Here is a 1820-nt window from a genome sequence, read left to right on the forward strand (position 1 = left end):
GTGCATATTTTTTTGTAAAAAAATATGCTGGGGCTACGCCCCAACATTTATTATAGAACCTTATTTACTTCAAATACATCTAAAAGGCCCTTTGAGTACCTGTACGCATTCAAGAAAGGTCGGTTAAGCTCCGCCGGGCCGATGGTACTGCACTAATGCGGTGTGGGAGAGTAGGTCGCTTAAAGAAATGATGAAAAAGTAATTAGATGTAAAATAAATGAGATTGATAGAGTCATAAATAATTTAAACTTGTCTTGATAATATAATGAGAACATTTAGAGTTCCTTGTTAATATCAATACGTTTGATTATTTATGGCTTATTTTTTATAATCAAAGAAGTTATTCACAGTAGTAAAAAGTATGTTAATGTTGATAATTTGCATAAGAATATTATAAAAGTCTGTGGATAATTTAAAAATGTATTAAAAGGGAATTTATAGATAAAGCTATTGGTTATATATAAATATTTTTCTTATAACTTCATTATGGATTTATTTTATACTTAACATAGATATAAATCTAATTTATTCTTCAAAAATAAAACATAAACTGTTTTAGTGATATAATATAATTTAATAGTATTATAAGGGGGATACTATGTTAGCAGGTATTTTAGTTGGGGGAATTGTTTTGATAGTATTAATGGGAGGAATTTATTTTTCACAACAAGTGATAAAACCTAAATGCTTTAAGTATGAAGAAACATATAAAATAGAAGTTGATAAAGGAAAAATAATAGAAGAAAAGTTTAATAGTTTAAAAAGAGAGGAAATAAAAATTAAATCACCATATGGATATGAACTTAATACTATGTATTTTGAAGTACCAAATTCAAATAAGGCTGTAATTATATGTCATGGGATAACCTATACACTTTATGGTCGGTAAAATATATGGATATATTTCTAAAAAGAGGAATTAGTGTATTAATATATGATCACAGAAATCATGGGTTAAGTGGAGGGAAAAATACTACATTTGGACATTATGAAAAATATGACTTGAAGGCAGTTACAGATTGGTTATTTACAAGGCTTGGTGATGGAGGTAAGGTTGGAATAATGGGTGAATCTATGGGAGCAGCAACGGTTTTATTAAATTCAGAAATAGATGATAGAGTGTCATTTTATATAGCGGATTGTGCTTATTCAAGTATGTCAGGTATATTAAAATACAGAATGAGAAAAGATTTTCACATTTATCCTTTTCCTTTGTACTATTCAGCAAGTTTGATTACAAAGATAAGGGCAGGAATATTTTTTAGAGAAGTGTCTCCAATAAAAGCAATTGAAAATGTTGAAACTCCAATTTTCTTTATACATGGGAAAAATGATGATTATGTACCATATCAAATGAGTGTTGATATGTATAATGCTAAAAAGAAGGGGTTTAAAAAAATATATTTGGCACCTAATGCGGGACATGCAGAAGCTTATTGGAATAATAAAGATGAATATGATAGATTAGTTGGAGAGTTTTTAGAACAGATAGTATTTTAATAAAAATAGAAAAACTACTTTCTTTTGATAAGAGGAAGTAGTTTTTTTATTTTATAATTAATAAGTAATAAAGTAAAGTTACATTTATAAATTCAATATAAAAATACAAACAACATTTCCAAGAGTGTCGCTATATAAAAACTTGAGATAAAAATAGAAAAAAGAAGATAAACATATATATTTTAATTTAATGCCTAACTAAAATACATAAATTTTATTATCTACATGATAATATATAAAAGTCGCTTGAAGCGAGCGACAGAAAGAAATAAAAACACCGAAAAAAAGGTGTTGACAAGATAAAAAAGACGTGATAATAT

The 1820-nt window shown here is 27.0% G+C and carries 2 protein-coding genes; both read left to right on the plus strand.

The window, feature by feature from the left end:
- The first annotated feature begins 598 nt into the window (after positions 1 to 598).
- Positions 599 to 889 (plus strand): hypothetical protein, encoded by a 291-nt coding sequence (locus BUB63_RS13960; protein WP_242947385.1) that lies wholly within the window; start codon positions 599 to 601, stop codon positions 887 to 889.
- Positions 890 to 894: 5 nt separating this feature from the next.
- On the plus strand, positions 895 to 1500 hold the full coding sequence (locus tag BUB63_RS13055; protein ID WP_242947386.1) for an alpha/beta hydrolase: 606 nt from the start codon (positions 895 to 897) through the stop codon (positions 1498 to 1500).
- The last annotated feature ends 320 nt before the right edge of the window (positions 1501 to 1820 follow it).

The sequence above is a fragment of the Caloramator proteoclasticus DSM 10124 genome (genome assembly GCF_900129265.1).
GTDB classification, from domain to species: domain Bacteria; phylum Bacillota; class Clostridia; order Clostridiales; family Caloramatoraceae; genus Thermobrachium; species Thermobrachium proteoclasticum.